The sequence below is a fragment of the Streptomyces sp. NPDC093097 genome, assembly GCF_044754325.1.
GTDB lineage: Bacteria > Actinomycetota > Actinomycetes > Streptomycetales > Streptomycetaceae > Streptomyces.
The window spans coordinates 102,099-125,703 of the sequence record NZ_JBIVOW010000008.1; the positions used below are offsets into that span (position 1 = coordinate 102,099).

Genomic DNA, 23,605 nt, shown 5'->3' on the forward strand with positions numbered 1-23,605 from the left:
CCGCCCGGGACGGCCCCGCCGCACTGCCGGCACCGTCCGCACCACCACCAGTACCTCCTCCCAGGACCGGCGATCCACGTGAGTTCCTCCCTTCCGGCCGTTCCGCCGGCGCAGCCCCGCGAGGCGGCGCGGCGGGGCGCCCCCGGCGCGTACCGCCTGGTGCGCACCCCGCCGGAGCGGACCGCGCCGCCCACGCTGGACGCCGCCCAGCGCGCCGTGGTGGCGCACCGGCACGGACCGCTCCTGGTCCTCGCCGGGCCGGGGACGGGCAAGACCACGACGCTGGTGGAGTCCGTGGTGCGCCGCGTCCGGGAGGGGGCCGACCCCGAGCGGATCCTTGTCCTCACCTTCAGCCGGAAGGCCGCGGTCGCCCTCCGGGACCGGCTGGCCGCCCGGCTGGCCGACGACGAGAGCACCCTTGTGCCGTCCGGGCGCGCGGAAGGGCCGTCCGCGGGCCGCCGGCCCGGCGCCCCCCAGGCCACCACCTTCCACTCCTTCTGCTACGCCCTGGTCCGGGCCCATCAGGACGCCGACCTCTTCGCCGACCCGCTGCGGCTGCTGTCCGGCCCCGAACAGGACCTGGTCGTGCGCGAGCTCCTGGAGGGCCAGGCGGAGCTGGCCGGCGACGGCCGCGCCCGGGTCGACTGGCCGGACGAGCTGCGCGCCTGCCTGACCACCCGCGGCTTCGCCGACGAGGTCCGCGCGGTGCTGGCCCGCAGCCGCGAGCTGGGCCTGGGCGCGGGCGCGCTGGGCGACTTCGCCCGCCGCACCGGCCGCCCCGACTGGCAGGCCGCGGCCGCCTTCCTCGCCGAGTACCTCGACGTCCTGGACGCCCAAGGGGTGCTGGACTACGCCGAGTTGGTGCACCGCGCGGTGCTGCTGGCCGAGACCTCCGAGGTCGCCGCCCAACTGGCCGGCGCCTACGACGCGGTGTACGTCGACGAGTACCAGGACACCGACGCCGCCCAGGTGCGGCTGCTGCGCGCGCTCGCCGGCCACCAGGGCGCACCGGCCGCCGCCGGTTCCCCGGGGCGGACGCTGCTGGCCTTCGGCGACCCGGACCAGTCGATCTACGCCTTCCGGGGCGCCGACGTCAACGGCATCCTCGACTTCCCGGAGACCTTCCGACGCGCCGACGGCACCCCCGCCCCGGTGGCCGTCCTGCGCACCTCCCGCCGCTCCGGCGCCGCGCTGCTGGCCGCCACCCGCCTGTTCACCCGCCGGATGCCGCTCACCCGGCTCCCCGCCGACGCCGTCCGCGCCCACCGGGAGCCCGCCCCCGTCCAGGAGGGTGGCCGGGCCGAGGTGTTCACGTACGCCACCCCCGGCGCCGAGCTGGACAACATCGCGGACCTGCTGCGCCGCGCCCACCTGGAGGAGGGGGTGCCCTGGCGCGAGATGGCCGTCCTCGTACGCGCCGGAGGGCGCTCGATCCCCGGCATGCGCCGCGCGCTCACCGCCGCCGGGATCCCCCTCGACATCGACGGCGACGACCTCCCGCTCCGCCACGAACCGGCGGTCGCACCGCTCCTGACCGCCCTGCGGGTGGCGGCGGAGGCGGCGGCACCGGGCGGGGCCGCGTTCGGCGGCTCTCGGGGGCCGGGCGCGGAGGTGCCGGAGTCCGAGGGCGCGACCGTGCTGGAGGGCGAGGAGGCGCCGGAGGCGGGGGACGTACCGGAGACCGCGGAGGCGTCGGATTCCGAGGACGTACCGGAGGCGTCGGAGTGCGAGGACGAGGACGTACCGGAGACCGCGGGCATACCGGAGGCCGAGTGCGCGTCGGAGGTCGAGGGCGCGCCGGAGTCCGAGGGCGGCGCGCCGGACCGTACGGCCGCGGCCGCCCCCCGGATCGACCCCGAGACCGCCATCGACCTGCTGACCTCCCCGCTGGGCGGGATGGACGCGGCCGATCTGCGGCGGCTGGGCCGGGCGTTGCGCGAGGAGGAGCGGGCCGCCGGCCGGCCGGTGCCGCCGCCCTCCGACGAGCTGATCGCCCGCGCGCTGGCCGAGCCCGAGCGCCTGGTCGCCCACGAGCCCCGCTACGCCCGCGGGGCCCAGCGGCTCGGCCTGCTGCTGCGCAAGGTCTCCGAGCTGCTCGCCGGCGGCGGGACGGCGGAGGAGGCGCTGTGGGAGCTGTGGGACGGCACCCTCTGGCCGGACCGGCTGGAACGGGCCGCCCGGCGCGGCGGCGCCGCCGGCCGCAACGCCGACCGGGACCTGGACGCGGTGGTCGCCCTGTTCGAGACCGCGGCCCGCGCCGAGGAGCGCACCGGCGGCCGCGGCGCCCGGAACTTCCTGGAGGAGCTGGCCGCCCAGGACATCGCCGCGGACACCCTCACCCGCCGTACGGTCCGCCCGGACGCGGTCCGCCTGATGACCGCGCACCGCGCCAAGGGCCTGGAATGGCGGTTCGTGGTGGTGGCCGGGGTCCAGGAGGGCCTCTGGCCCGACCTGCGCCGGCGCGGTTCGCTCCTGGAGGCGGACCGGATCGGCCGGGACGGCCTGGCCGAACCGCTCCCCGCGGGCGCCCTGCTCGCCGAGGAGCGCCGGCTGTTCTACGTGGCCGCGACCCGGGCCCGGGAACGCCTGGTGGTCACCGCCGTCAAGGCCGCGGCCGAGGACGGCGACCAGCCGTCCCGGTTCCTGACCGAACTGGGCGTCACCCCCCAGGACGTCACCGGGCGCCCCCGCCGCCCCCTGACCGTCGCCGCGCTCGTCGCCGAACTGCGCGCCACCACTGTGGACCCGGACGCCGGTCCCGCGCTGCGCGAGGCCGCCGCCCAGCGGCTGGCCAAGCTGGCCGCACTGCGCGACGACGACGGCTACCCCCTGGTGCCGGCCGCGCACCCGGACAGCTGGTGGGGCCTGGACGAGCCCACCCACAACGCGGTCCCGCTGCGCGACCGCGACCACCCCGTACTGCTCTCCGGCAGCGCCCTCGACCAACTGGCCAACACCTGCTCCCTCCAGTGGTTCCTGGGGCGCGAGGTGAAGGCCGACGCCCCGGCCACCGCCGCCCAGGGCTTCGGCAACGTCGTCCACGTCCTGGCCGACGAGGTCGCCTCCGGCCGGACCCCCGCCGACCTCGCCGTCCTGATGGCGCGGCTGGACTCCGTATGGGACGCGCTCGCCTTCGACGCCCCCTGGAAGTCCCGCCAGGAGAAGGACCAGGCCCGCGCCGCCCTGGAGCGCTTCCTGCGCTGGCACGTCATGGAGCGCGAGACCCTCGGCCGGGACACCGTGGCCACCGAGCACGGCTTCGACGTCACCCTCGGCGCCGGCGCCTACGAGGTCCGCGTCCGCGGCAGCATGGACCATGTGTCCCGGGACGCCCAGGGCCGCGCCTACGTCGTCGACTTCAAGACCGGCAAGCAGAAGCCGACCGGCCCCGAGGTCGCCCGCCATCCGCAGCTCGCCGTCTACCAGCTCGCGGTCCGCGAGGGCGCCCTCGACGACGCCTTCGACGGCCACCGGCCGGAATCCGGCGGCGCCGAACTGGTCCACCTGCGGCTGGGCGCGCCCCGCAAGGAGGGCGGCGAGGCGCTGCCCGCCGTCCAGACGCAGCCGCCGCCGGAGGACGACTGGGTCGGCGACCTGCTCGCCACCGCCGCCGGCCGCGTCCTGGAGGAGCGCTTCACTCCCACCACCGGCACGCACTGCACGCACTGCGCCTTCCGGGCCTCGTGCAGCGCGCAGCCGGAGGGCCGGCAGATCGTCGAGTGATCCTCCCGCCGGCCGCTCTCGTACCGCGTCGACCTGCACGGATGGTCGCCGGGGCGGGAATGTCGGTGGCGGCGGTTACGGTGTTTGACGTGTCAGCCCGCATCAGCGACCCCGAGCAGCTCAAGGAGCTGCTGGGCATCCCGTTCACCCCGGAGCAGACGGCGTGCATCACGGCCCCGCCCGCCCCGCAGGTCATCGTGGCCGGCGCCGGTTCGGGCAAGACCACCGTCATGGCCGCGCGGGTGGTGTGGCTGGTCGGCACCGGCCAGGTCGCTCCCGAGCAGGTCCTGGGGCTGACGTTCACCAACAAGGCCGCGGGGGAGCTGGCCGAGCGGGTCCGGGCGGCCCTCCTGGCGGCCGGCGTCACCGACCCCGACGGCCTTCCTGAGGGTCCGGGCGGCGCCGAGACGCCCCCCGGGGAGCCGCGGATCTCCACCTATCACGCCTTCGCCGGCCAGCTCCTCAAAGACCACGGCCTGCGCATCGGCCTGGAGCCCAGCGCCCGCCTGCTCGCCGACGCCACCCGCTTCCAGCTCGCCGCCCGCACCCTGCGCGCCGCCCCCGGCCCCTACCCCTCCCTCACCACCTCGCTGCCCACCCTCGTGGAGGACCTCCTCGCCCTCGACGGCGAGCTGTCCGAGCACCTGGTGGCCCCGCCCGCCCTGCACGCCCACGACACCGCCCTGCTCGCCGAGCTGGAGCGCGCCAAGCTCAGCAACGCCGATCTGCGCAAGGTCCCCGAGGCCGCCCGCGGCCGGCTGGAGCTGCTCGACCTGGTCGGCGCCTACCGCCGCGAGAAGCGCCGCCGCGATCTGCTGGACTTCGGCGACCAGATCGCGCTGGCGGCCACCCTGGCCACCACCCGCCCCGAGGTCGGCGCGCTGCTGCGCGAGGAGTTCCGGGTGGTCCTCCTCGACGAGTACCAGGACACCTCCGTCGCCCAACGCCTGCTGCTCTCCGGCCTGTTCGGCGCCGCCGGCGGCACCGCCACCGGCCATGCCGTCACCGCCGTCGGCGACCCGTGCCAGGCCATCTACGGCTGGCGCGGCGCCTCGGTGGCCAATCTGGACGACTTCCCCGAGCACTTCCCGTTCGCCGACGGCACCCCGGCCCGCCGCTTCGCACTCAGCGAGAACCGCCGCAGCGGCGGCCGCCTGCTGGATCTCGCCAACGGCCTCGCCGCCCCGCTGCGCGCCATGCACGCCGGCGTCGAGGCGCTGCGGCCCGCCCCCGGCGCCGAGCGGGACGGCGTGGTCCGCTGCGCCCTGCTGCCCACCCACGGCGAGGAACTCACCTGGCTCGCCGACTCCCTCGCCCACCTGGTGCGCACCGGCACCCCGCCCGGCGGGATCGCGGTGCTGTGCCGCTCCGCCGCCGACTTCGCCCATATCCAGGGCGAGTTGGTGGCGCGGGACGTCCCGGTGGAGGTCGTCGGCCTCTCCGGACTGCTCCACCTCCCCGAGATCGCCGACCTGGTCGCGGTCTGCGAGGTCCTCCAGGACCCGACGGCCAACGCCTCCCTGGTCCGCCTGCTGATCGGCCCCCGCTGGCGGATCGGCCCCCGCGACCTGGCCCTCCTGGGCCGCCGGGCCCGCGCCCTGGCCCGCCCCACGGCTCCCGACGACGACCCCGAGCGCCGCCTGGCCGCCGCCGTCGAGGGCGTCGACCCGGCCGAGACGGTCTCGCTCGCCGACGCGCTGGACACCTTCCTGGAGGCCGGCGGCCCCGACGACGGCCTGCCGTTCTCCCCGGAGGCCAAGGTCCGCTTCGCCCGCCTGGCCACCGAACTCCGCGATCTGCGGCGCTCGTTGGCCGATCCGCTGATGGACGTGCTCCACCGCATCCTCGCCGTCACCGGCCTGGAGGTCGAGCTGTCCGCCTCGCCGCACGCCCTCGCCGCCCGCCGCCGGGAGACCCTGGGCACCTTCCTGGACGTCGCGGCCGGGTTCGCCGCCAAGGAGGGCGGCGCCGCCCTCGACGGCGAGGCGAGCCTGCTCGCCTTCCTCGGCTTCCTGCGCACCGCCGTCCAGTACGAGAAGGGCCTGGACAGCTCCCTCCCCGGTGGCGAGAACACCGTCAAGGTGCTCACCGCCCACAAGTCCAAGGGCCTGGAGTGGGACGTCGTCGCGGTGCCCGGCCTGGTGGCCAAGCAGTTCCCCAGCGAGCAGGCCCGCGAGGCGTGGACCAGCCGCGCGAAGGTGCTGCCGCACGCCCTGCGCGGCGACGCCGCGACCCTGCCCGAGGTGGGGGAGTGGAGCGCCCGCGGCGTGAAGGACTTCAAGGAGTCGATGCGGCTCCACCAGGAGACCGAGGAACTCCGCCTCGGCTACGTCACGTTCACCCGCCCCCGCTCCCTCCTCCTCGGCTCCGGCCACTGGTGGGGCCCCAGCCAGAAGCGCCCCCGCGGCCCGTCCGCCTTCCTCACGGCGCTCCGCGAGCACTGCGAGGCCGGCCACGGCGAGATCGAGGCCTGGGCCGACCCGCCCGAGGAGGGCGCGGAGAATCCCGCCCTGGCCGAGGCCACCGTCGACCGGCCCTGGCCGCTGCCCCTGGACGAGACCGCCAGGGCCCGCCGCCGCGCGGCCGCCGCCACCGTCCGCGCCCACCTCGCCCGCCTCGCACCGGACGCCGCCCCGGCCCCCTCCCCCCAGGCCCCGCCCCCCGCGTACGACGCGGAGTGGCCACCGCCACCGGACGACGAGGAGTGGGCGGCCCGCTACGGCGACGAGCCGCCCCCGGACGCCGAGGACGCCCCCTACGACCCCTACGGCGAGCCGCCGTACGACGACGCCTCCGTGCCGTTCGACGAGGCGCACGTCCCCGCGCCGTTCGACGGCGTCCCGTATGACGAGGCGCCGTACGGCGAGTCCCCGTACGCCGACGCGCCCGCGTCCGCCGACGAGGCCGGGCGCGCCGACGCGCCCCCGTACGGCGACACCCCGCGCCCCCGTCTGATCGCCCAGCGCTCCGCCGAGCCCGACCCGGCCGCCACCGAAGGCCCCACGGGCGGGCAGCCCCACCCGCTGCCCCCCGAGGAGCGCCGCCTCGCGGCCTCCTGGGACCGCGATCTGGAGGCGCTCGCCGCCGAGCTGCGCAGCTCCCGCGCGCGGGTCCGCGACGTCCCGCTCCCGGCCTCGCTCACCGCCACCCAGCTCCTCCAGATCGCCGCCGACCCGGACGGCTTCGCCCGCGAGCTGGCCCGCCCGATGCCGCGCCCGCCGCAGCCCGCGGCCCGCCGCGGCACCCGCTTCCACGCCTGGGTCCAGTCCCGTTTCGAGGAGCTGCCGCTGCCGCTGCTCGGCCCGGAGGAGCTCCCCGGCGCCGAGCCGGGCGAGGACGCGGAGATCGCCGACGAGCAGGACCTGGCGGCCCTGAAGGAGGCGTTCGCCCGGACCCCGTACGCCCGGCGGGCACCGTTCCGGGTGGAGGTCCCGTTCCGGATGACGCTCGCCGGGCGGGTGATCCGCGGCCGGATCGACGCGGTCTACAAGGAGCCCGGCCCGGGCGGCGACCGCTTCGAGATCGTCGACTGGAAGACCGGCCGCAACCTCCCCTCCGGCGCCGGCGGCGCGGACCCCCTCCAGCTGGCCGTCTACCGCCTGGCCTGGGCCGAGCGGTACGGCCTGGACCCAGCCGAGGTCGGCACCGCGTTCCTCTTCGTCCGCACCGGAGAAGTGGTCAGACCCGCCCGTCTACCGGGCCGGGACGGGCTCGAACGGATCCTGAGGGGCGAGACCCCCGGCCGGTATCCCCCGGAAGGCCGATAGGCTCGGGCGTATGAGCACCACCCCGGACAACGCCGTCCGCGCGTACATCGCCGGCCACCGCGACGCCTTCCTCGACGACCTCGCCCAGTGGCTGCGCATCCCCTCCGTCTCCGCCGACCCCGGCCGCGCCGCCGATGTGCGCCGCAGCGCCGAGTGGCTCGCCGCCAAGCTCGCCGGGACGGGTTTCCCGGTCACCGAGGTGTGGGAGACCGAGGGGCTGCCCGCGGTCTTCGCCGAGTGGCCCTCCGGGGACCCGTCCGCCCCGACCGTGCTCGTCTACGGCCACCACGACGTCCAGCCCGCCGCCCGCGAGGACGGCTGGCACACCGACCCCTTCGAGCCGGTGACCGTCGACGGCAAGCTCTACGCGCGCGGCGCCGCCGACGACAAGGGGCAGGTGTTCTTCCACACCCTGGGCGTCCGCGCGCACCTCGCCGCGACCGGCCGCACCGCCCCCGCGGTCAACCTCAAGCTCCTCATCGAGGGCGAGGAGGAGTCCGGCTCCCCGAACTTCCCGGCCCTGATCAAGGAGCGCGCCGACCGCCTGGCCTGCGACGCGGTGATCGTCTCCGACACCGGCATGTGGGCCGCCGACACCCCCACCGTCTGCACCGGCATGCGCGGCCTGACCGACTGCCAGATCGATCTGTACGGCCCGGACCAGGACATCCACTCCGGCTCGTTCGGCGGCGCGGTGCCCAACCCGGCCACCGAGGCGGCCCGGCTCGCCGCCGGCCTGCACGACGCCGACCGCAGGGTCGCGATCCCCGGCTTCTACGACGGCGTGATCGAGCTCACCGACCGCGAACGGGAGCTCTTCGCCGAGCTGCCCTTCGACGAGGAGCGCTGGCTGCGCACCGCGCACTCGCACGCCACCCTCGGCGAGGCCGGCGCCTCCACCCTGGAGCGCATCTGGGCCCGCCCCACCGCCGAGGTCAACGGCATCGGCGGCGGCTACCAGGGCCCCGGCGGCAAGACCATCGTCCCGTCCTCGGCCCAGCTGAAGCTCTCCTTCCGGCTGGTCGCCGGCCAGGACGCCGAGGCCGTCCAGCGGGCCGTCCGCGCCTGGGTGGCCGACCGGCTCCCGGCCGGCATCCGCCACGAGATCACCTTCTGGGGCGCCACCCGCCCCTGCCTCACCCCGCTCGACCACCCCGCGCTGCAGTCCGTGGTGCGCGCCATGGGCCGCGCCTTCGAGACCACGGTCCGCTTCACCCGCGAGGGCGGTTCTGGCCCGGCGGCCGACCTCCAGGACGTCCTCGGTGTCCCGGTCCTGTTCCTGGGCATCTCGGTGCCCTCCGACGGCTGGCACGCACCGAACGAGAAGGTCGAACTCGACCTGCTGATGAAGGGCGTCGAGACCGCCGCCCACCTCTGGGGCGACCTGGCGGACGCCTGGCGCCCGTCCTGACCCGCGCGCACCGCCGAACGGCTCCGCGCCCGCACGCAGCAATCACCCACGCCATAGGGGGAGTTGGAAACAGTCGTGACCATCTGGACCGAACGCGAGGCCGAGAGGCCGCTCACCTTCAGCGCGCCGAGCGGAATTGACCGCTCCGCCCACCACCGCCTCGACGAGGCGTGGCTGGCGGCGGCCTGGAGCCACCCGACGACGCGCGTCTTCGTGGTGTCCGGGGGCCAGGCGCTGATCGACGACACCCCCGACGGCCGCACCGAACTGATCATGACGGCGTCCTTCGAGGCGCCGCCGACCGAGGCCCACCGCTACTACCTCGGCACCGACGCGGACGGGATCAGCTACTTCGCCCTCCAGAAGGACGCGCTGCCCGGTCGCCTGGACCAGTCCGCACGGGCCGCCGGGCTCCGCGAGGCCGGCATGCTGCTCTCCCCCCGGGACGCCGGCCTCCTCGTGCACGCCGTGGCCCTGGAGAACTGGCAGCGGATGCACCGCTTCTGCTCCCGCTGCGGGGAGCGGACGGTCATCGCGGCGGCCGGCCACATCCGCCGCTGCCCGGCCTGCGGCGCCGAGCACTACCCGCGCACCGACCCGGCCGTGATCATGCTCGTCACCGACGAGCAGGACCGCGCGCTGCTCGGCCGCCAGGTGCACTGGCCCGAGGGCCGGTTCTCCACCCTCGCCGGCTTCGTCGAGCCGGGCGAGTCCATCGAGCAGTCGGTGGCCCGCGAGGTCTACGAGGAGGCCGGGGTCGTCATCGGCGACGTCGAGTACGTCGCCAGCCAGCCCTGGCCGTTCCCCTCCAGCCTGATGCTGGGCTTCATGGCGCGCGCCACCTCCTCGGAGATCCGGGTGGACGGCGAGGAGATCGAGGAGGCCCGGTGGTTCTCCCGTGACGACCTGGCCGCCGCCTTCGCCTCCGGTGAGGTCCTCCCGCCCTACGGCATCTCCATCGCCGCGCGGCTCATCGAGAAGTGGTACGGCAAGCCGCTGCCCAGGCCGTGACCCCCACGGCCCGGGCCGCGGGCATGATTGGGCCGCCGACCGGCTCCCTCACCGGACCGGCCGGCGGCCCCGCCACGGCGGTGCGCCGGACCCTCAGGCCGCGGCGACCTTCTGCTTGACCTGCGCCAGGGACGGGTTGGTCAGCGTCGTGCCGTCGGCGAAGAGCACGGTCGGCACCGTCTGGTTGCCGCCGTTGGCCTTCTCCACGAACGCCGCGGACTCCGGGTCCTGCTCGATGTTGATCTCGGTGTAGGCGATGCCCTCGCGGTCCATCTGGCCCTTCAGTCGACGGCAGTAACCGCACCAGGTCGTGCTGTACATCGTCACAGTGCCCGCCATGCGTCCCGCGCTCCTTAGCTCGGTGTAGATCGTGATCAAGTGCCACGCGCATCCTGCCGACGCCGTGGCACGCCCCTTACAACGCCCCAGGCCCCCGGACCATTCCCGGCCGCCCGCCGGCCCTCCACCGCCGTCCCCAGCCGGGCCCGCCGGTACGACCGGTCCCGGGCGGTGTGGACGACTTTCCCGCGGGCCTTCGCGGACCTGGCAGCATGGTTGGGTGACAGCAGCAACGGACGCCACTCTCTTCCCGCAGGTCCCGGGCGGGTCCGCGTACCCGGCTCCGCCGAGTGGGCCCGACGAGGTGCTCGACGGGCTCGACCCCGAGCAGCGCGAGGTCGCCACCGCCCTGCACGGACCGGTGTGCGTCCTGGCCGGCGCCGGCACCGGCAAGACCCGGGCGATCACCCACCGCATCGCCTACGGCGTCCGGGCCGGCATCCTCCAGCCCTCCAGCGTGCTCGCGGTCACCTTCACCGCCCGTGCCGCCGGCGAGATGCGCGGCCGGCTCCGGCAGCTCGGCGCGACCGGGGTGCAGGCCCGCACGTTCCACTCCGCGGCCCTGCGCCAGCTCCAGTTCTTCTGGCCCCGCGCGGTCGGCGGCGAGCTGCCCCGGCTGCTGGACCGCAAGGGCCCGCTGGTCGCCGAGGCCGCCGCCCGCTGCCGCATCCGGCTCGACCGCAACGAACTGCGCGACGTCACCGGCGAGGTCGAGTGGTCCAAGGTCACCCAGACGGTGCCCGCCGACTACTCGGCCGCGGTCGCCAAGGCCGGCCGCGAGGCCCCCCGCGACCCCGCCGAGATCGGCCAGATCTACGCCGCGTACGAGCAGCTCAAGCGCGACCGCGGCACCATCGACTTCGAGGACGTGCTGCTGCTCACCGTCGGCGTCCTCCAGGACCGGCACGACATCGCCGAGCAGGTCCGCGCCCAGTACCAGCACTTCGTCGTCGACGAGTACCAGGACGTCAGCCCGCTCCAGCAGCGGCTGCTGGAGCTGTGGCTGGGCGACCGCGACAGCCTGTGCGTGGTCGGCGACGCCAGCCAGACCATCTACAGCTTCACCGGCGCCACCCCCGACCACCTCCTCGACTTCCGCCACCGCCATCCGCACGCCACGGTCGTCAAGCTCGTCCGCGACTACCGCTCCACTCCCCAGGTCGTCCACCTCGCCAACGGCCTGCTCTCCCGGGCCCGGGGCCGCGCCGCCGAGCACCGCCTGGAGCTGGTCTCGCAGCGCGAGCCGGACACCGAGCCGGTGTTCACCGAGTACGCCGACGAGCCCGCCGAGGCCGAGGGCACCGCCCGCCGCATCCGCGACCTGATCGCCGCCGGCGTCCCGGCGAGCGGCATCGCGGTCCTCTTCCGCATCAACGCCCAGTCCGAGGTCTACGAACAGGCCCTCGCCGACGCCGGCGTGCCCTACCAGCTCCGCGGCGCCGAGCGGTTCTTCGAGCGGCCCGAGGTCCGCGAGGCCGGCGTCAAACTGCGCGGCGCGGCCCGCTTCGGGGGCAACGACACCCTGCTGGACGGCGCGGCCGGCCTGCCCTCCGAGGTGCGCGCGGTGCTCAGCGACATGGGCTGGACCGACCGTCCGCCGGCCGGCTCCGGCGCCGTGCGCGACCGCTGGGAGTCGCTCGCCGCCCTGGTGCGGCTCGCCGAGGACTTCGCCCGGGCCCGGCCCACCGCCACCCTCGCCGATCTCGTCACCGAACTCGACGAGCGGGCCGCCGCCCAGCACGCCCCGACCGTCGAGGGCGTCACCCTCGCCTCGCTGCACGCCGCCAAGGGCCTGGAGTGGGACGCGGTGTTCCTGGTCGGCCTCACCGAGGGCATGCTGCCGATCCACCACGCCCGGACCGACGAGCAGATCGAGGAGGAGCGCCGGCTCCTCTACGTCGGCATCACCCGCGCCCGGCGCCACCTGGCGCTGTCCTGGTCGCTGGCCCGCTCGCCCGGCGGACGGCCCTCGCGCAGCGCCAGCCGCTTCCTCGACGGCCTGCGGTCCGGCTCCGGCGGGTCCCGCTACCGCGCCGCCCCGGGTGGGGCCACCGGCGGCGTCGAGCGCGGCAGCGCCGTTGCGGCCCCCGGCCGGTCCCGCCGCACGCACCGCAGCCCCGCCCGCTGCCGGGTCTGCAACCGCACCCTGACCGACCCCGGCGAGATGAAGCTGATGCGCTGCGAGGACTGCCCCTCGGAGCTGGACGAGGCGCTCTACGAGCGGTTGCGGGACTGGCGCTCCGGACAGGCCGCCGCGACCCGCCAGCCCGCCTACTGCGTCTTCACCGACAAGACCCTGATGGCCATCGCCGAAGTGGTCCCGGGGAGCGCCGAGGAACTGGCCGTCATCCCCGGCGTGGGCCGCCGCAAGCTCGATCGCTTCGGCGCCGACGTCCTGGCGATCTGCGCCGGTGAGGAGCCCGGCGCGGGCGCCGCGGAGGGGCGCGGAGAGGGCGCGGAAAACTCTTCGGAAAAATAGTTTGCGCGCGCGGAGCGCATCCCCATAGCCTTCGGGAGCAACGGAAACACTGGAACTTCCGGGATCCGATGGTTCCGTGCTGTACTTGAACACCCCGGATCGGGTTACCCCGGTCCCCTACGACGCCGAGAGGAGGCGAGCCCAGTGATCAGCTTCATCGAGACCAACAAAATGACCGATCTCTCGGTCGTCGCCCCCTGCGCTCTTGGCGTCTCGCTCCTGGGCACCGGTCTGTCCGGCTTCGGCCGTCCCTCCGGTACCGAGGTCGCGCGTGTCGAGTCCCTCGCCGTCCTGACGGCGGGCGAGCGCACCGTGCGACCGACCGAGGCACCCGCGGCAGCGGTAGCGACGGCAGCGGCCAACGCCATTGTCCTCGCCACGGCCGCCGATGGTGCCGAATCCCGGAAGCAGTACCCGTCGCAGCATGACATGTGGGCCTACCGCGGCCTCGAATCCTGGAGAGATCCAGCCTGATCGGCGATCAGGTCGGCACCTTCCAGGGCCGCGGAACCCACACCGGGATCCGCGGTCCTTTTGTTTTGCCCAACGTGCCCGCCACCAGCCGGGCCGGAACAGACGAGGAACACACACCGTGCAACTCACGACGCACACCCCGTCCGCCACCGACCTGATCCCTCCGCCCGACCTCCAGGAGAACCCCTTGCTGCCCCTCACCGAGCTCGACGACGAGATCGACCGCCTCGGCACCGCCGTCCCCTGCCGCACCTACGACCCCGAGGTCTTCTTCGCCGAGTCCCCGGCCGACGTCGAGTACGCCAAGACGCTGTGCCAGACCTGCCCGGTACGCGAGGCCTGCCTGGCCGGTGCCAAGGACCGCCGGGAGCCGTGGGGCGTGTGGGGCGGTGAGCTCTTCGTCCAGGGCGTCGTCGTGCCGCGGAAGCGTCCGCGGGGCCGTCCGCGCAAGAACCCGGTCGCGGCATGAGCACCGCGCGCACAGGAACGATCGACCGTCCCGTCACCCGGGACCCCCAGAAGCAGGACCCCACCATGAATCCGTCTTTCAACGAGACCCCCGCCCCCGCGAACTCCGGCACGCTCGAGTCGCGTCAGAACAGGAACCTCGCCATGCAACTCATGCCAGAAGCCCTGGCCAGGGCCCATGTGGAACATCGCCTCCACGAGGCCGAATCCGAACGGAGGGGCCACCGGCTCGCCGCCGCGCGGCGGATGCAGCGGCGCGCCGAGCGCGCGTCGCTGCGTGCCCGCCGGGCGTTGGCCATGGCCGTGATGCAGTGACCGGACACCCCGGTACCGCACACTGAGCCGACTTCAGTACGGGGCTCGTCCGACCGGACGGGCCCCGCACTGCGTTGCGCCCGGCTTCACGGGGCCGGCGGGGATACCGTCGGACGGTGGACCAGACGACGCATCAGACGCAGCAGCAGGCGGAGTTGACCTCCGACGGCACGGTGTGTGCGCGCTGCGGCGCGGTGGCCGAGGGCGCCCCGCCGACCTGGACCTGCTCGGTCGAGAACGGCGAGCGCCGGTACTTCTGCGACCGCTGTGCCCGGGACAACATCCGTGCCATCGAGGGCCGGCTGGATTCGAGCCGGTGGTGAGGGTCAGGCCGGACTCTCCGCCGGGCTCCCGGCGGAGTCCGCCGCGCCCGCCTCCGCCGCGCCTTCCTCGGTGGCGTCCTCCTCGTAGGCGTCGGGCAGGAACCCCGGCATCCACGCCTCCAACTCGTCGCGCAGCCGCACCGTCGCCCCCAACTGGCACAGCACCCCGATGGTGCTCAACGTCACACGGTGTATCAGCAGGTAGGAGGGCGGCAGATTGAGCTGCTTGCCCAACTGGTGGGCGGGGGAGCGCGGATCGCCGATCCGGGCCGCCTGCCGGCGCATCCAGCCCCGGGTGAAGGTGAAGGCGTGCACCTGCGCGGGCTCGATGATCGGCAGCAGGTAGTCCAGCACCTCGTCCGGATCCAGCGCGATGGACTCCTTGACGAAGCCCTCCTCGCACAGCAGGCGGTAGACCGCGTCCGCCTCGCCGTCCAGCGCCATCCGCAGCGATGTGCCGATCGTCGGCGGCAGTCCGTCCGGCAGCCGGTCGACGGTGCCGAAGTCCAGGACGCCCAGCCGCCACTCCGCCACCGGCCCGTCCGGTGATTCCCCGGGGAGCAGCCGGAAGTTGCCCGGATGGGGATCGGCGTGCAGCAGCCCCGTGCGGGCCGGACCGGAGAAGAGGAAGCGGGCCAGCAGCTGCCCGGCCCGGTCCCGCTGCTCCTCGGTGCCGTCGGCGATCACCTCGGACAGCGGCAGCCCCGTCAGCCACTCCGTCACCAGGACCTGGTCGCTCTGGTGCACCACCGCCGGCACCACCACGTCCGGATCGTCGGCGAACTCCGCGGCGTGCGCCTGCTGGGCCTCGGCCTCCAGGGCGTAGTCCAGCTCCTCCGAGACCCGGTCGCGCAACTCGGCGATCAGCGGCTTGACGTCCATGCCCGGGATCAGCGGCCCGAGCAGCCGCGCGAACCGGCTGAGCTGCGTCAGATCCGACAGCAGCGCCGTGCCCGCCCCCGGGTACTGCACCTTGACGGCCACCTCGCGGCCGTCGTGCCACACCGCCCGGTGCACCTGCCCGATGGACGCCGCCGCGGCCGGCCTGTCCTCGAATTCCTCGAACAGCTCCCGCCAGTCGGCGCCCAACTGCTCGGCCAGCACGCCGTGCACGGTGCTCGTCGGCATCGGCGGCGCCGCCTCCTGAAGCTTCGTCAGGGCCGCGCGGTAGGGGCCGGCGACCTCCTCGGGCAGCGCCGACTCGAAGACGGACAGCGCCTGGCCGAACTTCATCGCACCGCCCTTCAACTCACCGAGCACCTTGAAGAGCTGCTCCGCGGTGCGCTGTTGGAGCTCCCGGCCGACGATCTCGGCGGACCGGCCGCCGATCCGCTTGCCCAGGCCCCAGGTGGCACGGCCGGCGAACCCCAGCGGCAGCGCGGCCAGCTTGGCGGTCCGGGTGACCGCCTTGCGGGGAAGATCAGACATGCGCCCCTCCAACTCACACCGTCCCCTACCGGGGTTATCCCGTCATTGTGGCGTGTCGCGGCCGAGGAACCGAGACGTCTGCCACGGCCCGTACCGCGGCGGCGGCGCAGCCGCACTCGGGATGCGGGGCGATCCGCACCGTCCGCACGCTCGCACACGGCAGCGGGAGTTCCATCCGCGCCCCCGTGCACGGCGGGGGCTCGCCGCCGAGGAACGCCAGCGCCTGGACGGCGGCGAGCCCGGCCACCGCCGTGGCCAGCGCGGCGTCGCAGGCCGGCACCGCCGGCGTGCCGCGCCCCGAGCGCCACTGCGCGAGCAGCCGCGGCCAGGCCGGCTCGGCGTCGGTGCGCCGGAGCTCGTCGCAGCCGGCGCAGGCCGAGACGCCGGGCACCACCAGCGGGCCCACCACTCCCGTGCCCTCCAGCACGCCCGCGTAGAGGTGCGGGATGCCGGCGGTCAGCAGCGGCTCGGCGAGCACGGGATCGGGGGCGTAGGCGCCGAGGCCGTCGCGCGGCGCGAGCACCAGGAGGGAGATGCCGGGCTCGCCGGACTCGGTGACCGGGGCGCCGGACCGGGGCCGGCGGCTCCACGGGGAGGACTCCCGGACCAGCCGGCGGGCGGCCTCGCCCCGCCGCTCGCCGATCTGCCCGGCCGCCGGCCCGCCCGGCACCACGTCCCACGGCGCGACCGTGCCGCCGTCCACCACGTCCACCCGGCCGACCCCCGAGGCCGACAGCAGCGCCGCGATCTGGGCGCCCACCCGCCCCGCCCCCTTCACCTTGACCCGGACCGACCGGCGCACCCCCATCCGCGCCAGCGGCCCCGGCCCGTCCCCGGGCTGCCGCACCGACAGCGCGGCCAGATCCGCCCGCAGCCGCTCGACGGCCGCACCGTCCGCCCGCACGGCACCCTCCGCCGGCCCGTCCGCCGCCGGCTCCAACAGTCCGGCCGCGCCGAGCCGTTCCACCACCCCGCGCGCCCGCTCCGGCGGGACGTCCAGCGCCGCGGCCTGGTCGACCAACTGCCGCAGCGAGCGGGTGCCGTCGATCAGCTCGATGAAGCAGCCGGTCGCCACATCGACCGGCCCGACCACCCGCGCATGGGCCGGCGCCACCCCGAACCGCACCGTCTCCCGGTCCCGCCAGCCGCGCCGCAGCGCGGGCTTGAGCATCGGATGCATGTCATCCGCCCCCGTTCCTCCTCGACCGGACTCCAGCATGCGCCGACCGCAGGAACGGGGCCGAAGTTATCCACAGGCGACGGGCATTCGTCGTACAACGCGTGCACGCCGGGGGCGTTCAGGTGGCGAACCGTCCGTGCGGCGGGACTTCCCGCAGTGCCAGCGGGTAACGTCGGGCGCGTGCCCGCCGACCCTTCTCCGCGTGGATCCGGGGAGACGCCCCTGCGCCGCGCCACCGACCGCCCGCGCCGGGACGAGCCGAGCCCGTCGGCCCGCGCGGTCGAGGTGCGCCGCAGTGCGCGACGGCGCCGGACGGTCTCCGCGTACCGCGAGGGCGACCGCACCATCGTCCTGATCCCGGCCCGGATGTCGCAGGCCGAGGAGCAGCGCTGGGTCTCCGTCATGCTGGACAAGCTCGCCGCCCAGGAGAGCAGGCGGATGCTCGGCGACGGCGACCTGGCCGAACGGGCCGAGCGGCTCGCCGGTCAGTACCTCGCCGGCCGGGCCCGGCCGGCGTCGGTGCGCTGGGTCACCAACCAGAACACCCGCTGGGGATCGTGCACCCCGGCCGAGGGCAGCATCCGCCTGTCGCACCGCCTCCAGGGCATGCCCGAGTACGTCATCGACTACGTCCTGCTGCACGAGTTGGCGCACCTCCTCGTCCCCGGCCACGGACCGGAGTTCTGGCGCCTGTTGGAGTCCTATCCGCGCACCGAACGGGCCCGCGGTTACCTCGAAGGCGTGGTGGCCGCCGACCGGCTGCCGCATCTGCCCGCCGCCCGCCGCCGCTGACCGGCGAGGCACCGGGTGCGTCCCGGGAGCGCCCGTTGTCCGTGCCAGCGGTTAGCCTGGCGGGAGTACGGACTCAACGCGAGGCGCAGGGGGAGGGCCGCTGTCCATGGCCAGGGAATTCCAGCGCGGCCACAAGGCCAGGCTTGCCGATCTGACGACCGAACGGGACCTGTACGTCGGCGTGCAGATCGCCGGTCCCGGATTGGTCGTCGACATCAGCTGTTTCGGACTGGACGCCGACGAGCGTCTCTCCGACGATCGCTACTTCGTCTTCTACAACCAGCCCAAGTCGCCCGAGGAAGCGATCCAGTTGCTCGGGCCGCAGGACGGCGACACCGCCTCCTTCCGCGTCGCCCTCGACCGTGTCCCGGCGCAGGTGCGGAAGCTGACCTTCACCGCCGCCATCGACGGCGAGGGGCAGATGTCGCAGATCGGCCCCGGTTTCCTGCGCATCGTCGCCGGCGGCCGGGAAGTGGCCCGCTATCCCTTCGGCGGGGCCGAGTTCAGCACCGAACGTGCCGTGATGCTCGGTGACCTCTATCTGAAGGACGTCTGGCGGTTCGCCGCGGTGGGCCAAGGCTTCGACGGCGGACTGGAGGCGCTGCTGACCAACTTCGGCGGCGAGATCCTGGAGGAGGCGGAGGACGCGGGAGAGGCGCCGACACCGCCCGCCGCGGCCACGTCGGCCCCACCCGCCGCGGAGGCTCCGGCACCGCCTGCCACCGCACAGGGCGTGCCCGCCTCCGCACCGGCGCCCGACCCCGCACCGGCGCCGCCCGTGTCCGCCGTGCACGCCCCGGCGCCGTCCATTCCCGACCCGCGCGAGCCCGCGCCGTATCCGCCCCAGTCGGGCCCGCCCCCGCTGCCGCAGCCGTCCGTCGCGCAGTCCCCGGAGCCGTCCGCCGCGCAAATCCACAGTGCGCCCACGGTCGTTGCGCCGATGGTCCCGCCGGGCGGGACGCTGCCGCCCCAGGGCACACCGGGCCCGCCCCCGCCGCCCCCGGGCCCGCACGGGGCGCCTCCGCCGCCGCTTCCGCCGCCGCCCATCGGTGTGCAGGGCCCGCCCCCGCCGCCCCCGCTTCCGCACGGCCAGGCACCCGGCGGTCAACAGCCCCCACCGCTGCCCCCGTACGGTCAGCAGCCTCCGCCGCCTGCATACGGGCAGCAGCCTCCGCCGCTGCCCCTGTACGGTCAGCAGCCGCCTCCGCCGCCCGCATACGGTCAACAGCCGCCGCCCGCATACGGTCAACAGCCGCCGCCTGCGTACGGTCAGCAGCCGCCGCCCCCGCCCGTATACGGGCAGCAGCCCCCGCCGTCTCCGTATGGCCAGCAGCCTCCGCCGCCGCCCGCCTATGGTCAGCAGCCTCTGCCGCCCGGCGGGTACGGCGTGCCCCAGGGGCAGCCCGTTCCGCTTCCGCCGCCCGGTGCGTACGGTCAGCCGGGACAGCAACCCCCGGGGGCCCCGTACGCCCCGTATCCGGGGCAGGGTGCGCAGGTCCCCGAGGGCGGTGGGGGACCGTGGCACCCCGGGGCGGAGCAGGGCGGCCCCGACGGGGCGCCGGGCGCCGGGGATCATTACCAGGGCGATTCGCGCCGGGGGCACTGACCGGCGCGGACGCGGCGGCCGGCGCCCACCGGCACGGCCCGCATAACGCATCCGGCGCCCGCCCCCGAGGGGGCGGGCGCCGGATATGACACAGCGTCAGGAAGCCTGGGTCGGCGTCACGTTGCCGCGGACAGCAGCGCCCGGGTGTCCGCCACCAGGCGGACCACCGACGCGTCGGCGACCGCGGGCACCTCGTCGTAGCGGAACCAGCGCAGGTCCAGGGACTCGTCGCTGATCGCCGCCACCGCGTCGGCCGGCGCCAGCGCGGCGTACTGGACGTCCAAGTGCACCGCGCAGGGCGTCTGATGGCGGTCCAGCCGCACCGGCCCACCGCCCAGCAGCGTCAACCCCTGCGCGATCCCGGACTCCTCGCGCGCCTCCCGCAGCGCCGCATCGGCCAGGGACGCGTCCTCGGGCTCGCAGTGGCCGCCCATCTGGAGCCACATCTCCAACTTGCGGTGCAGGGTGAGTAGTACGCGGCCGCCCTCCGGGTCGATCACCAGCGCACTGGCCGTCAGATGCCCGGCCCTGCACGGCTTCCACATGCCGTCCTGATGGGCCGCGAGGTGGTCCAGATAGGCCAGCCGCAGCCCCTCCTGGTCGGCCGACGGCGCGGGCCACTCCTTGAGCACCCGCGCCGCGACGTCCCGCAGGCTCACTGGGCGCCGCCGCCCTTGCCCTCGTCCTCGGGGCCGCGCGCGCCGCCCTCGTCCTTGCCGCCCGACGCGCCCTCGCCGCCGGCGTCCTCGGACCGCTTGGTCAGATCCGGCGCGGCGCCGCTCGCCGCCTCGCCCAGCATCTTGTCGAGCTCGGAGAAGTCGGCGTGCTCGTGGTGGACGAAGCCGTCCGGGTCGTCCAGGTCGGCCGCGGTCGGCAGCATGTCCGGGTGCTCCCACAGGCCGTCGCGGCCGTCCAGGCCCCGCGCGTCCGTCAGGGAGGCCCACAGCCGCGAGGCGTCCCGCAGGCGCCGCGGACGCAGCTGGAGCCCGATCAGGGTGGAGAACGTCTGCTCGGCCGGACCGCCGGTGGCCCGGCGCCGCCGCAGCGTCTCGCGGAGCTTGTCGGCGGACGGCAGATGCGGCTTGGCCGCGGCGTGCACCACCGCGTCGACCCAGCCCTCGACGAGCGCCAGCGCGGTCTCCAGACGGGCCAGCGCGGCCTTCTGCTCCGGGGTGTCCTCGGGCTGGAACATGCCGCCCTGGAGGGCGTTCTGCAGCTCCTCGGGGTGCTGCGGGTCGATCTGGCCGACCATGTCCTCCAGCTTGGTCGTGTCGACCTTGATGCCGCGCGCATAGCCCTCGACGGCACCGAAGAGGTGCGAGCGCAGCCACGGCACATGGGCGAAGAGCCGCCCGTGGGCCGCCTCACGCAGCGCCAGGTAGAGCCGCACCTCCTCCTCCGGGACGCCCAGTCCGGCGCCGAACGCCTTGACGTTCGCCGGCAGCAGCGCGGCCTTGCCGACCGGGCCCAGCGGCAGGCCGACGTCCGTCGACCCGACGACTTCGGAGGCCAGCACGCCCAGCGCCTGCCCGATCTGGGTGCCGAACATCGCGCCGCCCATGGAGCGCATCATCCCGAGCAGCGGGCCCGCCATGGCCTGCATCTCCTCGGGCAGCACATCACCCATCGCCGCACCGACCCGCTCGGCGAGCGGGTCGACCAGGTCCTTCCACACCGGCAGGGTCTCCTCGACCCACTCGGCGCGGCTCCAGGCCACCACCGAGCCGGCGCCCGACGGGAGCGACGTCACGCCGTCCAGCCAGAGGTCCGCGAGCCGCACGGCGTCCTGGACGGCCGAACGCTCACCGGGGGAGACGCTGGCGTCCTTGCTGCCGTCCTCGGCGCCCTGCGCGACGGTCTGCCGCGCGATGTCCTTGGCCATCTCCCAGTTCACCGGGCCGCCCTCGTAGGAGAGCATCTGGCCGAGGCGCTGGAAGGCGGCGCCGAGGTCGCCAGGGTTCATCTGGCCGCCGGGTGCCCCCATGCCGCCGAAGAGCGCCGCGAACGGATTGTCCGCGTCGCCGCTCCCGCCGCCGAACCCGAAGGGGTTCGCGGGGCCCTGGCTACCTCCCTGGCCGCCCTTCTGCTTGCCGTTGTCGCCGTCCTCCGGCTCCTCCGGCGGAAGGCCGAATCCAAATGGGGTGTCACTCACGGGTTTCCTCGGCTCGTAGGGCCGCCGGCCCTTCGCCGACGGCGGCTGCCCGACATCACCTCCAGCGTAGACACTCGCCCCGCCCTGGGGCTCGGTGCTTCGCTGTCCCGGTGGCTGGGGCAGGATGGACGCCACCTGGTACGCACGCGTCCGTCGCGCCCGTACTGAAGACAACCGCTGGAGACGCCCGGTGAGTTCCCCAGATCCAACCGTTCGCGCAGCGCGAAACGCTGCCGCCACCACCGCACAGGCGGACCGCAGCCCGGCCGACGCGGACCGGCCGCTGCGCCGCCCCGTCGTCGCCGTCACCGGAGCCGCTTCCGGAGTCGGTGCGCTGCTCGTCCGCGCCCTGGTCGAGTCCGACGAGGTCAAACAGGTGGTGGCCATCGACGAGCGACCTGGCGACGTCGCCGAGGCGGAGTGGCACGTCCTGGACGTCCGCGACCCCGCCATCGCCGACAAACTGCGCGGAGCGGACGTCGTGGTCCACCTCGCGCTCGATCTCGACCTGGAGACCGACGCCGCGGCCCGCACCGCCTACAACGTGCGCGGCACCCAGACCGTGCTGACCGCCGCCGCGGCCGCCGGCGTCCACCGGGTGGTGCTGTGCACCTCCGCGATGGTCTACGGGGCGCTGCCCGACAACGACGTCCCGCTCGCCGAGGACGCCGAACTGCGCGCCACCGCGGACGCCACCGGCGTCGGCGACCTCCTGGAGATCGAGCACCTGGCGCGCCGCGCCCCGCGCGCCCACCCGGGCCTGAACGTCACCGTGCTGCGCCCCGCCGTCCTGGTCGGCGGCACCGACACCGCGCTGACCCGCTACTTCGAGTCGCCGCGCCTCCTGGTCGTCGCCGGATCCCGCCCCGCCTGGCAGTTCTGCCACGTGGAGGACCTGGTCAGCGCCCTGGAGTACGCCGCGCTGGAGAAGGTCGAGGGCGAGCTGGCGGTGGGCTGCGACGGGTGGCTGGAGCAGGAGGAGGTCGAGGAGCTCTCCGGTATCCGGCGGATGGAGCTGCCGTCCTCGGTGGCGCTGGGCGCCGCCGCCCGGCTGCACCGGATCGGCCTGACGCCGTCGCCCGCCGGGGACCTCGCGTACACCATGCACCCCTGGGTGGTCAGCGGCAGCCGGCTGCACGACGCGGGCTGGCGGCCCCGGTGGGCCAACGAGGAGGTCCTCGCCGAACTGCTGGAGGAGGTCGCCGGACGGCACACCGTCGCCGGCCGCCGGCTCGGCCGCAAGGACGCCACCGCCGCCGGCGCCGCCGGCGCGACGGTCGCCCTCCTGGGCACCGCGGCCCTGGTCCGCCGCGCCCGCAAGGCCCGCCGCCGCATCTGACGCCACCGGCACCCCGCCCGCCTCCGCACACCGCCGAACGGCCGGACCGCGACACCGGACCGCCGGACCGCCGGACCGGTACGCGCCTCCCCACGGGACCGCGGGCGCCCGGTGGGATCGCCGTTCCGGCCGCGCTCCCGGTACGGCACGATGGGACCATGTCTGGTACGCACCCCCGGCCGTCCACCGGCCGCGACCACCCTGGTGAGCAGGCCGCCGAGGCTCCCATCCGGCTCCTGGAGATCCGCGACACCCCGCTGTCCCTGGACGAGGTCTTCACGGCCGTCGGGGACGAGGCGGCGGGCGGCACGGCCCTCTTCGTCGGCACCGTCCGCTCGCACGACGGCGGCGCGGACGTCGACGGCCTGGGCTACTCCGCGCACCCGACCGCCGAGGCGGAGCTGCGCCGGGTCGCCGAGAAGGTCGTCGCCGACTACCCGGTCCGCGCGCTGGCCGCCGTCCACCGGGTCGGCGATCTGGCCATCGGGGACGTGGCCGTGGTCGTCGCGGTCGCCTGCCCCCACCGCGGGGAGGCGTTCGCGGCCTGCCGCAAGCTGATCGACGACCTCAAGCACGAGGTCCCCATCTGGAAACACCAGACGTTCTCGGACGGGACAGAAGAATGGGTCGGCGCGTAGCGCCGTCTCCTGGGGGTGGAGGTCGGGTGACGGGCGGGAGGGTCGGCGCGTAGCGCCGTCTTCTGGGGGTGGAGGTCCGGCGACGGGCCGGAGGGTAGCCGCGTAGGTCCCGTCTTCCGGGGCGGAGCACCGCCTTCCCCCGCCCCCGTGGGGCCGAACC

General features: G+C 75.2%; 18 protein-coding genes. 13 read left to right on the plus strand and 5 right to left on the minus strand.

Translation table 11 applies throughout. The features are described from left to right. Positions 1 to 78 precede the first annotated feature (78 nt). The 4 genes from ACIQE0_RS16195 (at position 79) to nudC (ending at position 9,912) form a co-directional block, all read left to right on the plus strand. Positions 79 to 3,723, plus strand: a complete 3,645-nt coding sequence (locus tag ACIQE0_RS16195) for a UvrD-helicase domain-containing protein (protein WP_402332460.1) — start codon at positions 79 to 81, stop codon at positions 3,721 to 3,723. An 89-nt stretch (positions 3,724 to 3,812) separates the two neighbouring features. Beyond that, positions 3,813 to 7,490 carry a UvrD-helicase domain-containing protein gene (locus ACIQE0_RS16200; RefSeq protein ID WP_402332462.1) on the plus strand — a complete coding sequence of 1,226 codons (3,678 nt, stop codon included), beginning with the start codon at positions 3,813 to 3,815 and terminating at the stop codon, positions 7,488 to 7,490. Between the two features lie 10 nt (positions 7,491 to 7,500). Further along, positions 7,501 to 8,901, plus strand: a complete 1,401-nt coding sequence (locus ACIQE0_RS16205; protein WP_366335205.1) for a dipeptidase — start codon at positions 7,501 to 7,503, stop codon at positions 8,899 to 8,901. Between the two features lie 75 nt (positions 8,902 to 8,976). After that, positions 8,977 to 9,912 (plus strand): NAD(+) diphosphatase, encoded by a 936-nt coding sequence (nudC, locus tag ACIQE0_RS16210; RefSeq protein ID WP_366335203.1) that lies wholly within the window; start codon positions 8,977 to 8,979, stop codon positions 9,910 to 9,912. A gap of 93 nt (positions 9,913 to 10,005) precedes the next feature. On the opposite strand, the gene ACIQE0_RS16215 is transcribed toward nudC, so the two are convergent. Next, positions 10,006 to 10,251, minus strand: coding sequence for a mycoredoxin (locus ACIQE0_RS16215; protein WP_366335201.1), 246 nt, complete (start codon positions 10,249 to 10,251; stop codon positions 10,006 to 10,008). A 220-nt stretch (positions 10,252 to 10,471) separates the two neighbouring features. Here ACIQE0_RS16215 and ACIQE0_RS16220 point away from each other — a divergent pair, with 220 nt between their 5' ends. The 5 genes from ACIQE0_RS16220 to ACIQE0_RS16240 all read left to right on the plus strand — a co-directional run bounded on the left by ACIQE0_RS16220 (position 10,472) and on the right by ACIQE0_RS16240 (position 14,310). Then, positions 10,472 to 12,730 carry an ATP-dependent DNA helicase UvrD2 gene (locus ACIQE0_RS16220; RefSeq protein WP_402332467.1) on the plus strand — a complete coding sequence of 753 codons (2,259 nt, stop codon included), beginning with the start codon at positions 10,472 to 10,474 and terminating at the stop codon, positions 12,728 to 12,730. A gap of 144 nt (positions 12,731 to 12,874) precedes the next feature. Continuing rightward, positions 12,875 to 13,204: a hypothetical protein gene (locus tag ACIQE0_RS16225; protein WP_366335197.1), complete on the plus strand. Its 330-nt coding sequence runs from the start codon at positions 12,875 to 12,877 to the stop codon at positions 13,202 to 13,204. A 118-nt stretch (positions 13,205 to 13,322) separates the two neighbouring features. Next, positions 13,323 to 13,673 (plus strand): WhiB family transcriptional regulator, encoded by a 351-nt coding sequence (locus ACIQE0_RS16230; RefSeq protein ID WP_366335195.1) that lies wholly within the window; start codon positions 13,323 to 13,325, stop codon positions 13,671 to 13,673. Beyond that, entirely contained in the window at positions 13,670 to 13,987 is a 318-nt protein-coding gene (locus tag ACIQE0_RS16235; protein ID WP_366335193.1) for a hypothetical protein, read from the plus strand. The genes ACIQE0_RS16230 and ACIQE0_RS16235 overlap by 4 nt, the downstream gene beginning before the upstream one ends. 116 nt (positions 13,988 to 14,103) lie before the next feature. Continuing rightward, positions 14,104 to 14,310 carry a hypothetical protein gene (locus tag ACIQE0_RS16240; protein ID WP_366335191.1) on the plus strand — a complete coding sequence of 69 codons (207 nt, stop codon included), beginning with the start codon at positions 14,104 to 14,106 and terminating at the stop codon, positions 14,308 to 14,310. 3 nt (positions 14,311 to 14,313) lie between these two features. Here the strand turns inward: ACIQE0_RS16240 and ACIQE0_RS16245 are convergent, their stop codons facing one another. Together ACIQE0_RS16245 and ACIQE0_RS16250 are read right to left on the minus strand one after the other, a co-directional pair. After that, the gene (locus ACIQE0_RS16245; RefSeq protein ID WP_402332471.1) at positions 14,314 to 15,738 is read right to left on the minus strand and encodes an ABC1 kinase family protein; all 1,425 of its coding nucleotides are present in this window, start codon (positions 15,736 to 15,738) and stop codon (positions 14,314 to 14,316) included. 34 nt (positions 15,739 to 15,772) lie between these two features. Then, positions 15,773 to 16,909, minus strand: coding sequence for a ThiF family adenylyltransferase (locus ACIQE0_RS16250; RefSeq protein WP_402332780.1), 1,137 nt, complete (start codon positions 16,907 to 16,909; stop codon positions 15,773 to 15,775). A gap of 189 nt (positions 16,910 to 17,098) precedes the next feature. On the opposite strand from ACIQE0_RS16250, the gene ACIQE0_RS16255 reads away from it, so the two are divergent. After that, positions 17,099 to 17,710, plus strand: a complete 612-nt coding sequence (locus ACIQE0_RS16255) for a M48 family metallopeptidase (protein ID WP_366335187.1) — start codon at positions 17,099 to 17,101, stop codon at positions 17,708 to 17,710. Between the two features lie 106 nt (positions 17,711 to 17,816). Further along, positions 17,817 to 19,316 carry a TerD family protein gene (locus tag ACIQE0_RS16260; protein WP_402332474.1) on the plus strand — a complete coding sequence of 500 codons (1,500 nt, stop codon included), beginning with the start codon at positions 17,817 to 17,819 and terminating at the stop codon, positions 19,314 to 19,316. A 116-nt stretch (positions 19,317 to 19,432) separates the two neighbouring features. Here ACIQE0_RS16260 and ACIQE0_RS16265 read toward each other — a convergent pair whose 3' ends face one another. Continuing rightward, positions 19,433 to 19,975, minus strand: a complete 543-nt coding sequence (locus tag ACIQE0_RS16265; RefSeq protein WP_402332476.1) for an NUDIX hydrolase — start codon at positions 19,973 to 19,975, stop codon at positions 19,433 to 19,435. Beyond that, entirely contained in the window at positions 19,972 to 21,468 is a 1,497-nt protein-coding gene (locus ACIQE0_RS16270) for a zinc-dependent metalloprotease (RefSeq protein ID WP_366335183.1), read from the minus strand. Before ACIQE0_RS16270 ends, ACIQE0_RS16265 begins: the two co-directional genes overlap by 4 nt. Positions 21,469 to 21,658: 190 nt before the next feature. Here ACIQE0_RS16270 and ACIQE0_RS16275 point away from each other — a divergent pair, with 190 nt between their 5' ends. Together ACIQE0_RS16275 and ACIQE0_RS16280 are read left to right on the plus strand one after the other, a co-directional pair. Beyond that, a complete protein-coding gene (locus ACIQE0_RS16275; RefSeq protein ID WP_366335181.1) occupies positions 21,659 to 22,807 on the plus strand; it encodes an SDR family oxidoreductase in 1,149 nt (382 codons plus the stop codon). A gap of 158 nt (positions 22,808 to 22,965) precedes the next feature. Next, positions 22,966 to 23,445 carry a molybdenum cofactor biosynthesis protein MoaE gene (locus ACIQE0_RS16280; RefSeq protein WP_366335179.1) on the plus strand — a complete coding sequence of 160 codons (480 nt, stop codon included), beginning with the start codon at positions 22,966 to 22,968 and terminating at the stop codon, positions 23,443 to 23,445. Positions 23,446 to 23,605: the final 160 nt, after the last annotated feature.

What these genes read in the sequence shown, in the direction of transcription:
- ACIQE0_RS16245 (WP_402332471.1), bottom strand. Translation starts at nt 15,738, where the DNA reads ATGTCTGATCTTCCCCGCAAGGCGGTCACCCGGACCGCCAAGCTGGCC.
- ACIQE0_RS16215 (WP_366335201.1), bottom strand. Translation starts at nt 10,251, where the DNA reads ATGGCGGGCACTGTGACGATGTACAGCACGACCTGGTGCGGTTACTGC.
- ACIQE0_RS16205 (WP_366335205.1), top strand. Translation starts at nt 7,501, where the DNA reads ATGAGCACCACCCCGGACAACGCCGTCCGCGCGTACATCGCCGGCCAC.
- ACIQE0_RS16235 (WP_366335193.1), top strand. Translation starts at nt 13,670, where the DNA reads ATGAGCACCGCGCGCACAGGAACGATCGACCGTCCCGTCACCCGGGAC.
- ACIQE0_RS16260 (WP_402332474.1), top strand. Translation starts at nt 17,817, where the DNA reads ATGGCCAGGGAATTCCAGCGCGGCCACAAGGCCAGGCTTGCCGATCTG.
- ACIQE0_RS16250 (WP_402332780.1), bottom strand. Translation starts at nt 16,909, where the DNA reads ATGCTCAAGCCCGCGCTGCGGCGCGGCTGGCGGGACCGGGAGACGGTG.
- ACIQE0_RS16280 (WP_366335179.1), top strand. Translation starts at nt 22,966, where the DNA reads ATGTCTGGTACGCACCCCCGGCCGTCCACCGGCCGCGACCACCCTGGT.